The organism is Rhodococcus sp. YL-1, from assembly GCF_001942025.1.
Taxonomy (GTDB): Bacteria; Actinomycetota; Actinomycetes; order Mycobacteriales; family Mycobacteriaceae; genus Rhodococcus_F; species Rhodococcus_F qingshengii.
Genome location: NZ_CP017299.1, coordinates 3,800,264 through 3,816,917 on the forward strand (window position 1 = coordinate 3,800,264; position 16,654 = coordinate 3,816,917).

Here is a 16,654-nt window from a genome sequence, read left to right on the forward strand (position 1 = left end):
GTCAGAAATCCCCTGCCTGCTGGCGTTGCCGCATGAATGCGAGAAACGAAATGTGCTCCGGCGGCGGGAACTCCCAGCCCCGCTCCGCGCCATGAAGGTTGATGTCGCGATGCCAGTTCGCGTCGTACTGCAGATAGTCGTCGTACATCGCGACCTTCTCGGTCATCGACTCCACCCGCGGCGCGAGGTTGTCGACCTGCCGGCGAAGATCCGCGAGATCCGCTGCCTCCACAAACCGGCGACGTTCAGCCTTCGAACGCCAACGTCTCCCCAACGGCCCCAGCACTTTCGCCCACGATTCCGACGCCTCCGACAGAAGCTGTCCTACATACCTGATGACGATCGCCACCAGCATTACCAACAACAACCAGGGATGCCCCTGCAAGAGCGCGGCAACATCATCGGGCACGTGTCCGCCTCCAACCATCTATCGACGCGTCAGCCAAAACCAGGTGCACCGCTGCCGCACCGAGCACCCACCCGACAGCAGTTCTCCAGCCGTACAGGAAGTCTCGGTCAGCCAGTTCGGCGAGCGCACCGATACCGAACACGAGATACAGGCCGAACAGCACCCCGTGCGCCAACGCGGTCATAGGGATGCGGGGTACGAAGATGCCGAGTAGTCCGACGGCTCCGGCGGTGAGGAAGATCCATCCCCACACATCGAACGGGAGCGCAGCCTCGATCACCGACAGCGAATCCGGCGTGAGGTCAGTTGGGAGTCGGATGTAGTCGAGACCGCGCGCGACTGCGACAACGAGAGCACCCAACTGCAGGAGTTCTGCAGGCAGGGAGGTGATCTCGATGCGCAGTCGACGCAGGGTCAATGTCATTACTGGCCGCCGGTGTGTGCGTCCCAGAGTGCGATCAGTTCGTTGCGCTCGAGCTTTGGATCGAACTCGAATTTCTGATCGGTGAGGAACTTCTTCCAGGCTTCTTCGCCGGAGCCTTTGCCACTACGAGGCGGCTCTTCCACGGTTTCGGGCTCAGACTCGGACTCGGGAAGTGGTTCCGGGTCGTCGTCGTACTCGCCGAAGCCGGCTTTGGTGGCGAGTTCGTCGGACACAACGAAGGCCAGCCGCGGACCGGAGGTGTCGGTGCGGACCTCGTCAGGCGAATCAGCCGCTTCGAGAAGGGCACGAGCGATGTCCTGGACCTGGTCAGGTGAGGTGGGGATGATCGAAGGCATAACAGTGCTCCTAGCTGCTGGTGAGGTTGACGAGGACAGCGGCTTGGACCGCTTCCCATGACACGACGTACGTTCGTTCGGCGATCGCCTGTATCTCGTTGGTGGCGTAGTTGAATGCCTCCGCGAATGATGTCGGCCGCTGCTTGACATCACCGCGCCGGACTTGCACAGCACCGGTGGCGACAAGCCACGCAGTATCGACAGCCGCCGGATCACCCTCGACATCAGTGTTCGGGTAGTTGCCGAACGACCAGCGCGTACCGAGCACAGTGACCTTGCGGCCCGCTTCGACGTCAACCTGCCGGCGCTCAGCAGCGAACATCGCGACATGGCGGGGTGCGTGGATGACACCAACACCGCCGTACTGCTCGGTGAGATGATCCTCGAGCAGACCGATGCCCTTCACCAGCGACACAGCCGCGGTGGTGAGGATATCGGTTTCGGCGTTCATCAAGGGCAGCGCCTTCTCGACACCGGTCCATTCGCCACCGGTGAGGGCTTTGCGGGCGCGGTCCAGCATTTCGGATTCGTCGACACCGACAGCGCGGCAGGTGAATCCGTTGTACACGATGATCGGACCCGCTTCGATGACCTCAATGCCGTCAACGACAGCGCGGGTTTGCTGGTCTTCACATTCCGTGGGCGCCAACTTCGCGGGCCCGGACGGATTGCTTTCGAACTGAACGCCGTTGACGAATCGTGGGTCCTCGGGAACCACCAAATCCCCGGCCGAGACGAGTCCGAATCGAGTTGGTGTGAGCGTCGGCGCTGCGACGTATAGAGCCGGTGCGACAGCCACCGTAGCCTCCAGAAGATTGTGGGGTCAGTGGAACATCACCGGGCACACCGCAAGAGGTCTGCAGGTGTGCCCGGTGATGGACTACGGGGTGGTGACGACGATCTTGCCCTGTGCATCCAGTTCACGAGCGGCGCCGACGGCACCGTTCACTGCGAGAGGGACACGGACCAGACGGGACTTCCAGCGACGCTTGATGACGAGCAACTTCTCCTCGACGAAGAGTCGGTGGAAGTCGTTCTGCTTCAGCGAGGTGGGGTCGTAGATGGCGTCGACGGAGATGACCTCGCCGCGTGCACGAACGAACGTGCCCGCCTTGTAGATCATGATGTCGACAGTGGTGGGCCACGCGGTGATCGCAGTTGCGGCACCGAACCCGCCCGCCACACCGGAGAACGCGTCCTGCCAGTCGTAGACCCAGCGAGGTACAGCATTGCGGGCCTTGAACCAGGCGTCGATCTTCTGGTCGGTGACCTCGAATGCCTCGGTGACGTTGGAGCCGTTGCGCACCGACTGATCGGCGCGGACGAGTTCCTTGAGCCACAGCGGCAGAACGATCTCAAGTTCCGCTTCGGGGGCCATGCGGTTTGCGTAGCGGTAGTCCACGATCTGGATGCCGACCGCGTTGAGAACGGACGTGGTCGCTGACGGGCCGAGCGAGAGCGAGATCGCGGTACCCGACAGTGAGACCTGACGGTTCAGCGTGCGGGTGTTGATGCGGTGCGAGTGCGCAATAAGTGCGTGCTCGACAATCTCTTGGGTCATCTCCGGGTAGGCGTCGTTCGCGAGGATGCCGGCGACGATACCCAGGCCCGCAGCCTCCGCGCGGACGTCGGTGAAGTCCGGGCATGGAACCCGCAAGAACGGCTTCTCCGTCCCGGCAATCGTTGCACCAGTCGGACTGGTGAACCCGGAACCGGCGGCGGCCTGAGCCTCGGTCTGAATGAACCCGATCTTCGGATCACCGTAAAGGGCCGCGTAATCCGGCCCCTCCGTGAATCGGAGACCACCACGAGCGGCCTTCACCTCGGGCAGGTCGATCAGGCCGGCGTTGGCGTCGGCGAGGATGCCGCCGAGTTCGTACAGCGTCTCCGAAGGTGCGCACCAACCACCTGCCGCGACAAGAGAACCACCGTCCAGACGGCTCGTGTCAGCCGCATAGTCGATGACGTCCTGATCGTTGCGGCCGTCGGCCGTCAGTTCCTCGTCGAACGGGACGTGGATGCGGGCAACCGATGCGGATGCCTTGCCACCAGATGCGCTGAGGGACTGCAGCTTGACGTTCGCCGCATCGGCGAGTTCCCGGGTCGACAGGTTCTGTCCGGTCGCGAAACCTGCGACGTCAGCGGAGGCGATGATCGCCGCGCGGGGGGTGTTGTCGACGGTGTTCTCGGCGGGCATGACTACCGTCTTTCGGGGGATCTGAGAAAGTCGAACACGCTTCACCGGCTTCGCAGCAGACGCCGCGACAGCCTCCGGGGCAGCAACAGTTTCGACGGCAGCGGCGGCATCCACATTCGCGTCAGCCCCAGCAGCGTCCACTGCAACAGCCTCAGCTTCGGCGACAACCTCGGCTTCGGCAGTCGCGTCAGCATCCGCGTTGTCCTCACCCTCGGCTTCGGAACCTGTTGCGGCTTTGACGCGCTCAGAAAGAGCAGCGAGCTTCGCGCGCTTTTCCTCACCTGCCGCGTCGATGCGTTCCTGCTCGACCTTGACGCCGTCGATCACGTCGGCGAGAGCTTCGACAGCGGCGAGAGAGTCGTCGGAATCGGCACCGGCAGCACTGATTTCGGCGAACGACTGAACTGCCTCTGCCTGCAGAGCGGCTACATCTGCGTCGGGGTGCGCGGCGAGATACTCGGCCACAGCCTTCGCCGGGTCGGCGGGCGGCTTACCGTCCTCGCCCTGCGCCGCGTTGATCAGATCCTGAAGAGTGATGGGGTCCACCGGGGGCCTCCTGCGTGAAACTCGCATTTGGTGCCCGGCCCATAGCCAGCGGCGATCTACGCACACTCTATCCCGTGTGCTGGGGATGAGTGGTGAAGCTAGGTGTCAGCGCTCAATTTTGGTGTAGGTGGCGCCTGGCTGGGATGCGGCTGCTTTAGCCTCAGCCTCTGTCGCATAGCGCTTCACAGTTCCGTCAGATCGGCGAACCTGATGAACCGTTCGCTTCGCTCCCCCACCACAATTGCAGCCCATGTTGGCCTCCTGAATCACATACCCGGCGACAAATACACCGGCTACCAACAGGATAGGACGTGCACACTCAGATGCTTTTCGCGTCAATCCGATCCAAGACAGTGTCGAGTTCAGCATCGACACCGAGGTCCTTCTTCACGACGGCCTTGATTGCCTCAGCCCAGCGCAGCAGTTCAGCCTCGGGCCTGTGGTGAAGGTCGACTGCCATCACGTATCCGGGATATTCCGCAGCCGTGTCGTCGACTCCCCACGCGGAGTAGTCAGAAGGAAGCAGAGGTTCAACGAGATCGCGAACGGTGTCCTTGTCGGCACCCGCCGCCACGTACACCGAGATCTCTGTCATAGCGACCATGATACAACGACACTCCCTGTTCCCGACCCGGAATTATCTGGACCTCCACGAATGCAGATTTCTTGAAGATTCACTCCCCGCATCCGCACTGACGAACGCACAGCCTTTTCGAGCACCTCTCGTGAGAGCCCCGACTCCGAAGCATCAATGAATATTCGGTCGGATTGGTCGGTGCCACGACGAATTGCCTTCTCGATGGCGTTCGAATTGTTGTCATCATTCTTCGAAACGGTCTTTATTTCTACTGTCACATCATCAGTGATGAACAAGGCGTCTGCGACTTTTCCGAACTTTCCGTCTGCGGTGGAGACGGACGTGACGTCGATCCCTTGATTCCTCAGCCAGTCGGCCGCGGCGCGCTCCTCATCAGAGAAGTGCATGTCTTTGTCGTCATCCGGAGCGACTAATCCCAGCGACCGGAGCTCATCGGGGGTCTTGCGGTTTCGATCGGAAGGCCGCCCGCCAGGAGTGACGTCGTCGATCACAATCCCTTCGGGAAGTACGCGCTGCCGCTCGACGGCCTCAGGAGCGTGTTCGGCATCGCCGCCACCAGGGTCGGAACTTCCTCCATTGCCCGGTGCGGAGGGCAGTCTGCCTCGTCCCCTGATGACCGACTCGATGGGTTGCCCGTACCTCCTCTCGCCGTCTGGTGTTCGGACGCGGCGTTCCTTCCCGAGGCGTTCTACTCGTCGAGTAGCTGCTGCCAGGCGCGCCGACCGGACACGTTGGGCAGCCGTCTGGCTACGGCTCTTTCGAAGCGCAGTCGCACGGACTTGCGTGATGTCGATGGATTTCTTCGTTTCTGTTGGACGGTCATGTCGCTTTCGTGTGGGAGGGATGCCGGCGGCTATGAGGGATCGCATGCCTGAGGCGGCGAGTGCGCGGGTGCGCGGGACGGGGAATCCGGGGACGTTGACGGCGAGGACTGCGACCAGTTCGAGTTTGTTGGATCCTCGTTGGATGCTGCGCCAGTCTCCGGATACTCCGGATCGGCGGAGTTCGTCGATGCGGGCGTCGTCGATTCCGGGGAGGATGCGGCCCGAAAGCCATGGCCCCCAGAGTCCGTCGGTGCATCGGACGACGGCGACAGCGGTACCGGTGTTGTCGTAGTGCTCGGCAGCGGCGCAGGCTGCTTGCCGCATTCCGGCGTGTCCAGTTCCGAGGGTGAGCTTTCCGACGGGAAGTGGTCCATCAGTGGTGGAGATTTCGCCTTGATGGAAGTAGGCGTATCCGGTTGCGCTGGTGGGTGGGCTGACGCAGACGTCGGCAAATCCGATGTGGCAGGAATCAGCTTGGGCGAGGTGCCCGTAGACGCGGCCGTCGTCGGTGACTGTGAGCGCGGTGAGCTCGTCGGGTTCGGGCATCGTGAAGTCGGCGGTGTCGTAGACGACGGAGCTGGCAACGAGCCCCGCTGTGACTGGCTCGAGTGGGATGTCGCGGACATCGGTGTCGGCGAACGACAGGCGGATCCGGTCGAAACGAATCGGCCCGACTTCGGCCAGTTTGCTGACGTCGAGCCCATACCCTGCTGTGATGTGAGGCAGGAAGGTGTCGTACGGCTCCGGGATCGGCGGTAGGTCGACGTTGTCGGCGACGGCGCCGTACGTGCACGATTGCGTTGCGCTGAGCCCGCGCGCCTCGACGAGATACACGGCGCATGGCTCATCTCCTGCGGGGTTGAACTGCGCGTGCCCCATGACAGTTCCGGACAGAGGACTCGTGAAGTCGAGGACTCGGACTGATTGCTCGAGCGCGTCCCGCTGCTCCGGAGACCAATTCGCGGCGTCGCCGAGGAACACCAATGTGGTGTGCAGGACGTCGGCTGGTTCGTAGTCGTCGATCGCGAGCCGTGCGCAATCCTCGGCCGACGGGACGAGTGCGATCATCGCTCCCGAGTGTTTCGCGGCTGATGCAGCGAGAGCCTCCACTGCACTGCTTGTTCCGAAACCGAACTCTTCGCCGTACACCGGCTCGATCCGGGATGTTTCGAAGGCGGGTGAAGAGACGCCGGTAACGCCCATCAACTTCCACTCGTGCACTCGGAGTAGTTGGCCGGCGACGTCCGGCTCGTCACCGGTGCCTTCATCGAATGCTGCGTACGCTGCTGCGAGTTCGTTTGGCTCCCACTCCGATTTGTCTGACCGCAGGGGGATTTCTTCGAGTGAGATGTCGGACAGGTCGGCGGATACCCAGCCTGCGAACCCGTTGCCAAGTTTGCGGGCGTACGCGGCGCCGAACTCGTCTTCTAGGTCCAACGGCCCTTCAGCCCACAGATGTCCATCCTGGACCCAGGCTCGCGTGACGAGCCCGACGACGCGGGAACCGTCATGGTTGTCCCACATTTCGTCCTGCGCGGAGAGAGCGACTGGCAGCGGCCGGATCGCAGGTTCCGCGCCGTCGGCGAGCATGAACTGCCGCATGTCACCTGACGGTGTGTTCAACGGCAGCACGGGCCCGCGCCATCCGGTGGGCAGCGGCTTGTCCCCCGCAGGGGTAGTTGGTGCAGTCATCCTAAGCTCCTCTGAACGGTAGACAGAGATAACTGTATCTACCGAAGTTCTAATCAGAGGGCTACGGCAACGGCCCGAAGGTGGGTTCAGTCAGTCAAGACGTCGCCGAAACCTCGGCGATTGAGGTTGCGCACCAACCCGGGCGTCGGCTCATTCGTCTTGAGCCACTCGCGAATACCAGCGATCTGCGCGTCGCGATCAGCGAGTGTGAGACCGAGCTTGTGCAGGAGAAGGCCGGCCGTTGACGGCGGCGGCATCGGCGATCCGATAGGCAGGAAGGCACTGTCGTCGTAGAACCGTTCGTTGATTTCCATGCTCAGATCACCTCCGCCTGCACTGTGGGGACATTTCCACTGTAGTTGACACCGACGATTAGCAGCGACATTGTCACGTCCATCAACAGTTCCCTTTGGTCCGCCATCGCTGGATCTCCTGCGCCGGCAATCCAGAATGCGGGTGTGCCGGCGCGGACGGTGAGTTCGAACAGTACCGGTCCGCCGCCGACGAATGGTCGGGTGAAGCCGCTGGTCGCCTGCTCGCGCGAGGTGGACGCCGCGAGGAATCCCGGTGTCGGGATGGTTTGTCCGATGTACCGTTCGAGGTCGGAGTTGGTTCGCCGGATGAGGGTGCTGACGTTTCGGATTCCGCGGTAGAGGACGACGTCCGATTGCACTGCGTTGCCGGAGATCAGGGGCAGCAGCGCGTCGATGACGTCCTGAGCTTCCTCGTCCTCGGCTTCGTTGCGCACAACGTCTTGCATTCGGCGATAGAACCGGTCCATTCCTTGCCAGCGGCGCACTGCCGCGTGTTCCTCGTCGCTGAGTTGGTTGATCGGTTGGGCGAAGTCTTGGTCGAACTGTTCGGCGAGGGCTTCCGCGTCCTCGGGAGTCGGGCCACCGGTGGCTCGTTCGACTACTTCGGGTTCTTCTGCCACCTCAGGGATGTCGGCAGGATGAGGGTCCGGCTGATCGTCGTCAGGTTCGGTTTCGTTGTCGCTGTCGTCGGTTGGATCTCCTTCGACTGCAGGGTGATCTGGTAGCTCTTCGTCGTCAGTGTCCAGGTCCGGTTCTTCGTCTGCCACGTGAAGTTCATCATCGGGAATGTCGTCCTCGAGGTCGGGGAGGTCGTCGTGTGGGGTGGTGAACGGTTCGTCCTCAGGTTCAAGCAGATCGGGATTTGCTTGAACGTCGTCGTCGACGTTCACGGTCTCTTGAACGTCGGGCTCTGTGCGTTCGATGGGGTCGAAGATTTCGCCGCGGCGTTCGCGGTTCAGTCGGTCGATCGCGGTGGCGGTGTCGGCTTCGTCGTCGGGGCCGAGTCGGGCGCCCATTGGTGAGACTCCGCGGCCACCCCACAGGCCTTGCAGTTCTGCTTGCATCTCGCTGTAGGTGAGGATCCGCATGGTGCAGCGGCAGTTGATGACTTCGTGTGCGGGGCCGCCAGGGAATGCGGGATGCGGCAGTAGTGCGACGCCGACGCGGAAAGGTTCGGCCAGTTTCACGATCTGCCCGTCGGCGACGTTGTGGGATGCCCGAGTGCGCTCATCGGAGGTGGACAGCCAGGCTTTGTACATCTCCTCACCGGTGGCCTCCGCGGTCGCTTGAGCTGACGCCAACGATCCGCCCTCGACTGCACCCTGAATCTCGGTGCGAGCGATACGGCGCGCCAACCACTTCCACTGCTGCTGCGACTCGTCGTGCTGATTCCACAGGCGCCGGCGCTTCCCACGCAGGAATGGCAGTTCGTCGCGATCTGTTGCGGGGTCGGCGATTTGTGCGTCGATGGCGGAGATGTCGGCGCGAATGCGGCGAGACGGTGCGTCGATGCCGAGGATGCGTCCGATGCGGTCGGTGATGTCCTCGATGGATTCGTTCTGCTGCATCGCCTCCAACAGTTCGGGGCGGAGTTCTTCGAATGCTCCTTCAGGCCAGATCTTCAAGCGGTCATGGACGGTGGCCATGTGGTGTTCTTGAAAGTGCACTGGTGAGATGTTGGCGGCGCGGGACTGCGCCGCGAATGCTTCACCGAATGCTTCGGCGATGGCGGGTTCGACATGGTTCTCGAGTGCGCGTGCCCAGGCTGCGAATGATGCTTGTGCGGCGTCGATGTCGGGGATTGGGTCGTCTGCGGCGGCGGTGAGCGCTGGGACGGGTTGTCCGAGGATGAGTTGACGGGTGGTGTCGAGCCAGATGGTCATCGCGGTGATGACGGCCTGGTAGATGTTGCGTTCGCCGCGGCGGATCCGTGCGTCCGCGCGCATCCGCTCCGACAACCACGGATCCGGCCTGGCCATCAGAACACCCAGAACTTGAGCAGCGCCCACACAACCAGGGCGGCTTCGATCAGATCGAGGATCATCGGCAGCACCGTCCGCAGCATGCGCAGCCTTCTCCGCCGCCACCTTGGGGTGCTCGACGACTCTGGCCACTGCCACCTTTAGGTGGAGGCGGGACAGGACCGGTGTACGGTTTCGCGATCGCTTGCGGTACAGCGCCACCCCTGAACGGCCACCACCGCTTCGGCCTACTCATGTGCGACTGCCAGCACTCGTTCCAGATCCGCTCGCGTATGCGGGCGACGGGTCACGATCAGCTCCCGCACATACCAGTCGCACAACTCCCGCAGCTTTGTCGACTCCGGCAGCACGATCGTCATGTGATCCCACGCGCCGACGAGGAGTTTGTCGCAATCCTCGTGGGTGGATGCGATTCTCAGTCGGGTGTGCAGCAGGTGAGCAGGCACTGTCGGCGAGGATGTGCGGTCCCACCGGCGGAGAGACTTCTTCCCCGCCACCTCGAGCGCGCGGAGCACCGCGATTTCACAGGCCAGGGTTTCGGCTTGGAACGATGCCACTGTCATTCGCCAGGTCCTGTCTCGACGTTGTCGTCTGGTTGCTCGGTGGGTTTCTCTGGGATGGTCTGCTCGGCTTTCGGTTCGGGCGGCGGTGGCGGGACGGTCGCGCCGGCATTCTCGGGTGCTTGCGCGGGCTCGACGAGGCCGAGGTCGATACCCAACTCGGGGAGGATCTTCGCTGCGAGTGTCGTGTCGGCGAGTACCAGCTTTGTGAGCAGTCGACGTCGGGTCTCCTCCGGTGTCGGTGCGTCCTTCTCGCTGAATCCGTTCTCCCGCAGCATCGCCGCATCGGACAGCACTTCCTTGGCGTGCAGTTCGCGCGAGTCCGACGACTTGTCCGGCCGCAACTCCAGTTCGGACGCGTCGAACCAAATCAGGTAGTCCGCCCAGTCCTCGACACCAGACGCCTCGAGCATCGGGTGCAGCCAACCGACGGTGAGGGCATGACAGATCGTGGCGACAGTCGGTGAGAGGACGAGGGTGACCTCTTCGGACGAGATCAGCCAGCCTGTCCAGTGATTCGCTGTCCCCATGCCCAGGAGCGTCTCGGGCGGCGAGTCCATACCGAGCGCGATACGGCGGATGGACGTCGCTTCCATCTCCGGCAGATTCTCATCGAGGGGTGTGGAGAAGCTGATGTGCTTCACCTTGTCGAGATGCTCCCCCGGACCTTTTGCGACCATCGGGACCACGGCCGCTGCGGAGTCCGGGTCCTGGATTGGGGTGAGCATGTTCTCGATGAGTTCTTCGACGAACGGGTCTTCGTCTGGGTCGTCGCTCTCGCGTCGGACGGCGAGGGTGATCTCGGAGGGGACGAGCAGGATGCCCGCGCCGGCCAATCGTGAGTCGATTTCGGCGGCGGTTCGTTTCCCCAGCGCGCGGAGTGTGCGGGCGATGGGGAGAACAGCTTTCGCGGGGCAGTCCGCCAGCGCCTGGAACTGGGGATCGGGCTTCCAGCAGCGAATGACGACGTCGTCTTCGGTGAGGTTGCGGGTTTCGATGCCGTCGTTGAGTTTCCAGGACTTGCCTTGTCCGGTGAGTTCGTTGACGGAGTGCGGCGCCCAGGACAGTCCGTTCTCGTCTTCGCTGACGACGAGGAGGCTGTCGCCGTTGAAGGCGAGTTGCTGTCCACCGCGGTGAAGGGCTTGTTGTGTGCGGGCGGTGTCGCCGAACATCTCGGAGCACAGTTCGAAGGCGAGGCCGTCGTCGACGCGTTCTGGTTCGTCGTTGCTGGCTTCGGGTCGTTTCGCTGCGAACAGTTTGTATTGGGATGCGCCGCGTGCGACGCGGTCGCCGGCGAAGCGGAACTCGGGTACTTGCCCGCGGAGTTCCCACGCTTCGTTTTGCCAGCCGGCGACGGGTGGGCGTTTCTTTTGTCGGGCGAGGCTTTTGCCGTAGACGACTTCGGCGGCTGCGGTGACGGTTTGCGGCGGCAGTCGGCGTGAAGTGGAGGGGGTGACGTAGTTGCCGACGACGGGCCCGCGATGAATGGAGGCTCTGCGGAGGCGGCGTTCGGCGCGGTTGGGGCGGCCGGGGTGCGGCGGTGCGCCACCTGCGAGTTTCTGGGCGATGGCGTGTGCGTTGCTGTCGGGGCGGCGGGTGCGCATCAGTCCACCTCGGCGGGGTCGAGGTTGGATGCGGCGAGGCCGATGATGTACGACGCTGTCAGTGCCATGGCGGGGACGATGAATCCGGGGTGTTCACCGTAAAACCACGACAGAGTGAAGAGGCCGCCTGCGACCCAGATCGACAGGCACCAAGCGCATGTGAGCGCGTAGGGGATGTCGTGGTCTGGGCCGAGGCGGCGGATGAAGAATGCTCGGACTCCTCGTGCGAGGTAGTCGCTGTTGATGAAGCGGACGATGCGCGCGGCGGCACCGAGCGTCAGCAGGAAGATCGTGATCGACACGGTGTGCAGCTCCTCTGTTCCGATGGACAGAGTTGAGTGTATCTACCGTGATAGAAGGTCTGTCGGAAGAACGTCGCTCCGTTGGATGTTTCTAGGTGCGCTCACCTATGGTGTCGTATTTGCCAACCAACGATCCGACCGCAAGCGTCCACACCTCAGAGAACTTTTGTACTTGATGTATTTCCATCTCGATACCACGTTGAAATGCCATTCGCTCGCGAACGAACTGCGTCACCTCCAGAATGGCCTTGTACGGCTCCTGCACATCAAGAAGCAGTAGCAGTGACGCTGCGTCTACACAGTCACTAAGCCTCGCGACACAGACATCCCGAGCAACATCTTCTTTACTTGGCAAGGACTGTATTGGGTCGGATTTGTCTTCGGTAATCGCTTTGTCGATCAGCACAAAAGCGGCCTGCAAGTCGACGAGCGCTCGATTCGCTCTCACAAGAGCATCGAAGGTGACTTGCCTACGATGCTTGTCGCGTTCAATGTCATGCAGTGCTGTGATCTGATTGAACGATTGACGGCCCTGGTTGATCTGATTGGCTTCTTGTTGACTCATTTGTTCATTGTGTTGTTTCACTTGGGCGCGCTGAGCATCCAACTGAAGATCGACTAGCGCCTGCTGGTTGGCCGCCTGGCGATTCTGCGCAAGCCCTTGCTGTCGCAATTGCGCTTTTGCCGTAGAGATTGCAACCTTCTGCGCGTAGCGAACCCCGAGAAACGCGATGGTTGCGGCACCTATTGCAAGTACGCCAGCCGTGGCTGTCGCAATCGGTTGCGCCGCAACGTCCCAAAACTCAGCTGTACCAATCCCATAACTTGTGATTGCCGAGCCAATCATTCCGGCAATGAATGCGAGAACGAATCCGCCCACCCACGGTCCGTACTTCTTGCCCCAGTCCAAACCTGTTGTCTTAAGCCAGACCTTCATATGCCTCTGCTTCGCTCGATTGTTCTGCGCACGTTATCTCACCGCACGGACACCGCCACCGTCACAGTGGGGACTGTAAGAACAACGGTGTAACTCTGAAAGGAGATACGCCACTATGACTGACGTGATTGAACGTGAGACAGAGACGAACTCGGCTCAGCCGGGTATCAGCGATGCGCGGCTCAAAGAGCTGGTCGAGCAGGCGCGAGCCGAAGGGCTGCAGTTGACCGGAGATGGTGGATTGCTGTCGAAGCTGACCAAGCTAGTCGTGGAGTCCGCGCTCGAAGGCGAGATGGACGACCACCTCGGATACGGCAAGAGCGACCCGGCAGGCAGGGGCAGCGGCAACTCCCGCAACGGCAGACGAGCCAAGAACGTGTTGACCGAGGCCGGCCCGGTCGAACTCGAGGTGCCCCGTGACCGGGATTCCTCCTTCGAGCCGAAGATCGTGGCCAAGCGGCAGCGTCGGCTCTCAGGCGTGGAGGACATGGTGATCTCATTGTCGGCCAAGGGTTTGACGACCGGTGAGATCGCTGCACACCTGGCCGAGGTGTACGGAGCTGATGTGTCCAAGCAGACGATCTCGACGATCACCGAGCGGGTGATGGAAGGCATGGCCGAGTGGCAGAACCGGCCGTTGGATCCTGTGTACCCGGTGTTGTTCATCGACTGCATCCACGTCAAGATCCGCGAGGGCAACGTCGCTAACCGGCCGATCTACGTCGCGATGGGGGTGACTGTCGACGGCACCCGCGACATCCTCGGATTGTGGGTCGGTGAGCACGGCGACGGGGAGGGAGCGAAGTACTGGCTTCGGGTGTTGTCCGAGCTGAAAAACCGTGGTGTGCAGGATGTTCTGATCGTCGTGTGCGATGGTCTCAAGCATCTACCCGACTCGATCGAGCAAGTGTGGCCACAGACCATCGTGCAGACTTGTGTGGTCCATCTTCTCCGTAACACCTACGCCTATGCCTCCCGCAAGGACTGGTCCGAGATCGCCAAGGACCTCAAACCCGTCTACACGGCTCCGTCGGAGCAGGCCGCGCTCGACCGATTCGCAGAGTTCAGTGACAAATGGGAGAAACGCTATCCCGCGATCATCAGGCTCTGGACTAACGCCTGGGCTGAGTTCGTGCCGTTCCTACAATTCGACAACGCCATCCGGCAGGTCATTTACACGACCAACGCCATCGAGAGTGTCAACGCTCGAATCCGCAGGGCTGTCAAGGCCCGTGGACACTTTCCGACCGAGGCCGCGGCCTTGAAATGCGTGTATCTGGCCATCATGAGCCTCGATCCCAAAGGCACCGCCCGCAGGCGCTGGTCCAACCGATGGAAGGCAGCACTGAATGCCTTCGAGATAACGTTCGACGGACGGCTGTCTGCCGGACGAAAGTAGTTAGAAACCAATCAATTACACCGTTTTCTGGACAGACCCTCACAGTGTCTCTTCGTTTCGGATGAAGTCGCCGGGGTGCATTGGTTGTTCGCAGACGCTGCAGAGGGCTAGTCCTCGTCCGGGTTCGATTTGGGCTTCCATTGCCCTGTATCCGGCGAGGTGGGTTGCGCAGAGGGCGATGCGGGGCATGGTGTTGTGTTCGTGCATGTGGATGTCGGCGATGTGGGTGGCCGGCCGCTCGCAGGGTGTGTTGGTGCGGACGTCGTACAGCGCACATGTCGGCGCGAAGTCAAGGTGCGCTAGTTCGTCATCCATATTGTTGCCCTCCTAGGGAATTGGAATGCTGCTGGCACAACGGCCGGGGCTGTCGGTTTCGTGGGCTGCTGTTCGGGTTCGGTGAGCCACTCGATGATTGTTGGAAGGGAGTTCCATTCGCCCCAGTGGCTGTACAGCTCTTTCGAGATGCCGGCGCATTCGATGAGCGCGTCGAAGTCGGTGTCCTGTGTGAGGGTGGAGTATCCCCAAACGTGGTTGCGTTCTGTGACTGTTACCTCGGCGTCGGGTGGGGCGCCGAGTTTGGTTCGGATGTCGTCGGCGAGGGTGCCGGTGATGACGCGGCGGACGAGTTCGGTGTCCTGGCTGTATTCCGGTTTGCCGTGGCTGGATGGTTCGGTGGTTTCTTCGGTGCGTGGTTGCTCGATTTCGAATTGGTCGATGGCTGCTTTGTCGACCTCGCGCCGCTTCGTCATTTCACTCTCCGGTGGTTGCGAGTTTTGGTGGGGCGGCGCTGGCCGGCTGGGTTGTCGGCCCATGGTGGTGGTGTTGTGGATGGGCGGGGAAGGGCTCGCTGCTTTGGGGTCTCGGGTTCAGGTTCGGCAAGACCGATGTCGACCATCCACGCGGGGAGTTTCCCGCCCTGGATGATTCCGCCGCGATCAGCATCCGACGACGCCTCTTCGAACGGGATGTCCGGCAACGGATAGACGGGTAGCACACCCGACTCGTGAAGTCGGGCGTAGATGCGCCGATGAATGATCTGCGAGTGGGTGAGTGCTTCATCTGGCGGGATGGGGGCGAACGGCCCGACGCTGCAGGTGTCGTCGCAGACATGGCGGTCACCGAGGGTGAAGTCACGGCCGTACTGCATGGGTTCGCCGTCGGGGATGATCGTGATGCTCTGTTCGCGGGCATCTCCCTCGACGCGCGCGGTGCCTTCGATGCGCCGATCACCGCAGACGAACGCGATGCGGTCACCGGTTCTGAGGGGCGGTCCACTGCGGTAGGGCTTGCTGTCGCTCATGTGTGAGGCTCCAAGTGTTCGGCAGGCAGGGTGCGGGTGAGAACTTCGACGGTCTCGTTCCGACGTAACGGGTGCTTCTCGGTCCACTTGCGGACCGCTTCCCAGCAGAACTCCTCTGGCCCGCAGCCGATCAGGGACAGACTCGGCGCATGCCCGCGCAACTCTTCGTCGGGGTGGTCGTTGTCGAAGTCGCCATCGAACACGATCACGGCATAGTGCGTATTACTCACAGTTCCCATTCCTGCCGGTAGTCGGGGTGGTCGGAGTACACGGATGCGAGGTGCCAAAGAGTCCAGGTGATGAAGAACGGGACGTTGATGCCGCGTTCTTCGAGATTGGTTCGGGCTGCTTCCATCTCGCGAACCACACCGCGCTTCGCAGCCACATCGCGGAGCGCTCGAGCCGGGTCGTAGTGGGCGATGTGCGGCCCGTCCTTCTCCTCGACTGCTGGGCGGAGTCCTTCGCTGTCGCAGGTCACGTTCCAGCGGTCGCCGCGCTCACCAAGGCGAGGAGCGAACACCTCGTCACCCTCGTACGCCCAATCCGCATATTCGGGCTGCCGGCCGATCGCGGTGTTTGCGATCTTCTCGTCGTCGTCGAGTCGTGCGCGGAGGAATGCGGTGACGTCACTCATGGGTGGTCCATTCGGTGAGGTGCTGTTCGATGATGTGGGTGTCGTATTCGGTGGCGAATTCTTTGCATTCTTCGAGCTCGAATCCGACGAAGCGCGGGTCACTGCTTCCGGTCACGGGATGCGCGACGGCATAACGGATTCCACCAGTGGGGAGAAGATCACCGAGGAAGTCGACTATTCCTGTGGCCCATTCGAGCGCAGCTTCGCGACCGACAGGATCCGTATCGGCCCAATCTGGGTCGCCCCCTTCGCGGTCAGCGTTGTAGGCGCCGACTGCGATGCGTTCGATTGCTTCTTCACGGATCTGTTCGGGTGTCATTTGGTGTCCCCGGTCTTGTAGTCGTAAGCGCGCAGCACCTTCAGGGTGGCGTTGGCGACCAGTTCCGCGATCTGTTCGGGTACGTTCGTTCTGCCAAAGAAGCTGGGTTCTTCGACAGTGACGTCGATGTCCCCGGCCGGGCTGTCGACTGAGATTCGTACGCTGGTCATTCGGTGTCCTTGAGGTCTAGGTAGAGGAGTACGCCGATCGCTGCGGATGCTGCGACGATGACGGTGAGCGCGACGGCGGCGAGGAAG

The 16,654-nt window shown here is 62.0% G+C and carries 21 protein-coding genes; 1 reads left to right on the forward strand and 20 read right to left on the reverse strand.

Annotation, left to right across the window (positions count from 1 at the left end; genetic code table 11):
* Position 1: 1 nt before the first annotated feature.
* The 13 genes from BH682_RS17560 to BH682_RS17620 all read right to left on the reverse strand — a co-directional run bounded on the left by BH682_RS17560 (position 2) and on the right by BH682_RS17620 (position 12,745).
* Positions 2–409, reverse strand: coding sequence for a hypothetical protein (locus BH682_RS17560; RefSeq protein ID WP_075833524.1), 408 nt, complete (start codon positions 407–409; stop codon positions 2–4).
* Positions 399–833: a hypothetical protein gene (locus tag BH682_RS17565; RefSeq protein WP_075833526.1), complete on the reverse strand. Its 435-nt coding sequence runs from the start codon at positions 831–833 to the stop codon at positions 399–401. Before BH682_RS17565 ends, BH682_RS17560 begins: the two co-directional genes overlap by 11 nt.
* Positions 833–1,189 carry a hypothetical protein gene (locus BH682_RS17570; protein ID WP_054780909.1) on the reverse strand — a complete coding sequence of 119 codons (357 nt, stop codon included), beginning with the start codon at positions 1,187–1,189 and terminating at the stop codon, positions 833–835. The genes BH682_RS17565 and BH682_RS17570 overlap by 1 nt, the downstream gene beginning before the upstream one ends.
* 10 nt (positions 1,190–1,199) lie before the next feature.
* On the reverse strand, positions 1,200–1,988 hold the full coding sequence (locus BH682_RS17575) for a hypothetical protein (RefSeq protein WP_075833528.1): 789 nt from the start codon (positions 1,986–1,988) through the stop codon (positions 1,200–1,202).
* Between the two features lie 81 nt (positions 1,989–2,069).
* Positions 2,070–3,932: a major capsid protein gene (locus BH682_RS17580; RefSeq protein ID WP_075833531.1), complete on the reverse strand. Its 1,863-nt coding sequence runs from the start codon at positions 3,930–3,932 to the stop codon at positions 2,070–2,072.
* 319 nt (positions 3,933–4,251) lie between these two features.
* Positions 4,252–4,527: a hypothetical protein gene (locus BH682_RS17585; protein WP_075833533.1), complete on the reverse strand. Its 276-nt coding sequence runs from the start codon at positions 4,525–4,527 to the stop codon at positions 4,252–4,254.
* A complete protein-coding gene (locus tag BH682_RS37080; protein ID WP_143542544.1) occupies positions 4,524–7,046 on the reverse strand; it encodes a hypothetical protein in 2,523 nt (840 codons plus the stop codon). Before BH682_RS37080 ends, BH682_RS17585 begins: the two co-directional genes overlap by 4 nt.
* Positions 7,047–7,132: 86 nt before the next feature.
* A complete protein-coding gene (locus BH682_RS17595; RefSeq protein ID WP_075833538.1) occupies positions 7,133–7,360 on the reverse strand; it encodes a hypothetical protein in 228 nt (75 codons plus the stop codon).
* Between the two features lie 2 nt (positions 7,361–7,362).
* Positions 7,363–9,474, reverse strand: coding sequence for a phage minor head protein (locus BH682_RS17600; RefSeq protein ID WP_143542545.1), 2,112 nt, complete (start codon positions 9,472–9,474; stop codon positions 7,363–7,365).
* 95 nt (positions 9,475–9,569) lie between these two features.
* The gene (locus BH682_RS17605) at positions 9,570–9,905 is read right to left on the reverse strand and encodes a hypothetical protein (protein ID WP_054780919.1); all 336 of its coding nucleotides are present in this window, start codon (positions 9,903–9,905) and stop codon (positions 9,570–9,572) included.
* Complete coding sequence (locus tag BH682_RS17610; protein ID WP_075833543.1) at positions 9,902–11,506, reverse strand: hypothetical protein; 1,605 nt, start codon at positions 11,504–11,506, stop codon at positions 9,902–9,904. The genes BH682_RS17605 and BH682_RS17610 overlap by 4 nt, the downstream gene beginning before the upstream one ends.
* Positions 11,506–11,808 carry a hypothetical protein gene (locus BH682_RS17615; protein WP_075833546.1) on the reverse strand — a complete coding sequence of 101 codons (303 nt, stop codon included), beginning with the start codon at positions 11,806–11,808 and terminating at the stop codon, positions 11,506–11,508. Before BH682_RS17615 ends, BH682_RS17610 begins: the two co-directional genes overlap by 1 nt.
* Before the next feature lie 91 nt (positions 11,809–11,899).
* Positions 11,900–12,745: a hypothetical protein gene (locus BH682_RS17620; RefSeq protein ID WP_075833549.1), complete on the reverse strand. Its 846-nt coding sequence runs from the start codon at positions 12,743–12,745 to the stop codon at positions 11,900–11,902.
* A gap of 115 nt (positions 12,746–12,860) precedes the next feature.
* Between BH682_RS17620 and BH682_RS17625 the strand changes: the two genes are divergently transcribed.
* Positions 12,861–14,144 (forward strand): IS256 family transposase, encoded by a 1,284-nt coding sequence (locus tag BH682_RS17625; RefSeq protein WP_075832375.1) that lies wholly within the window; start codon positions 12,861–12,863, stop codon positions 14,142–14,144.
* A gap of 39 nt (positions 14,145–14,183) precedes the next feature.
* On the opposite strand, the gene BH682_RS17630 is transcribed toward BH682_RS17625, so the two are convergent.
* Genes BH682_RS17630 through BH682_RS35900 form a run of 7 tightly spaced genes read right to left on the reverse strand, consistent with a single transcriptional unit; the run spans position 14,184 to position 16,567 of the window.
* On the reverse strand, positions 14,184–14,459 hold the full coding sequence (locus BH682_RS17630) for a hypothetical protein (protein ID WP_075833551.1): 276 nt from the start codon (positions 14,457–14,459) through the stop codon (positions 14,184–14,186).
* A complete protein-coding gene (locus BH682_RS17635) occupies positions 14,444–14,893 on the reverse strand; it encodes a hypothetical protein (RefSeq protein ID WP_075833553.1) in 450 nt (149 codons plus the stop codon). The genes BH682_RS17630 and BH682_RS17635 overlap by 16 nt, the downstream gene beginning before the upstream one ends.
* Positions 14,890–15,444, reverse strand: coding sequence for a hypothetical protein (locus BH682_RS17640; protein WP_075833555.1), 555 nt, complete (start codon positions 15,442–15,444; stop codon positions 14,890–14,892). Before BH682_RS17640 ends, BH682_RS17635 begins: the two co-directional genes overlap by 4 nt.
* The gene (locus BH682_RS17645) at positions 15,441–15,674 is read right to left on the reverse strand and encodes a hypothetical protein (protein ID WP_143542553.1); all 234 of its coding nucleotides are present in this window, start codon (positions 15,672–15,674) and stop codon (positions 15,441–15,443) included. Before BH682_RS17645 ends, BH682_RS17640 begins: the two co-directional genes overlap by 4 nt.
* Positions 15,671–16,078 carry a DUF6221 family protein gene (locus BH682_RS17650; protein ID WP_075833557.1) on the reverse strand — a complete coding sequence of 136 codons (408 nt, stop codon included), beginning with the start codon at positions 16,076–16,078 and terminating at the stop codon, positions 15,671–15,673. The genes BH682_RS17645 and BH682_RS17650 overlap by 4 nt, the downstream gene beginning before the upstream one ends.
* Entirely contained in the window at positions 16,071–16,397 is a 327-nt protein-coding gene (locus tag BH682_RS17655; protein WP_075833559.1) for a hypothetical protein, read from the reverse strand. The genes BH682_RS17650 and BH682_RS17655 overlap by 8 nt, the downstream gene beginning before the upstream one ends.
* Complete coding sequence (locus tag BH682_RS35900) at positions 16,394–16,567, reverse strand: hypothetical protein (protein WP_157127651.1); 174 nt, start codon at positions 16,565–16,567, stop codon at positions 16,394–16,396. Before BH682_RS35900 ends, BH682_RS17655 begins: the two co-directional genes overlap by 4 nt.
* Positions 16,568–16,654: the final 87 nt, after the last annotated feature.